The organism is Serratia sp. TSO36 (assembly GCF_057808395.1).
Window position 1 is genome coordinate 1 of record NZ_JBJZOU010000050.1, and the last position, 311, is coordinate 311.

At 50.5% G+C, this 311-nt stretch carries 1 rRNA gene; it reads left to right on the forward strand.

From position 1 onward, the window contains the following. A 16S ribosomal RNA gene (locus tag ACK3CV_RS25395) occupies positions 1-249 on the forward strand; the annotation flags it as partial. Between the last annotated feature and the right edge of the window lie 62 nt (positions 250-311).

The following is a 311-nucleotide window of genomic DNA, read 5'->3' on the forward strand; positions in this document are numbered from 1 at the left end:
GTCGTAGTCCGGATTGGAGTCTGCAACTCGACTCCATGAAGTCGGAATCGCTAGTAATCGTAGATCAGAATGCTACGGTGAATACGTTCCCGGGCCTTGTACACACCGCCCGTCACACCATGGGAGTGGGTTGCAAAAGAAGTAGGTAGCTTAACCTTCGGGAGGGCGCTTACCACTTTGTGATTCATGACTGGGGTGAAGTCGTAACAAGGTAACCGTAGGGGAACCTGCGGTTGGATCACCTCCTTACCTAAAGATATTGCTTCGAGTGGCGTGCTCACACAGATTGTCTGATGAAAAAGTAACGAGCA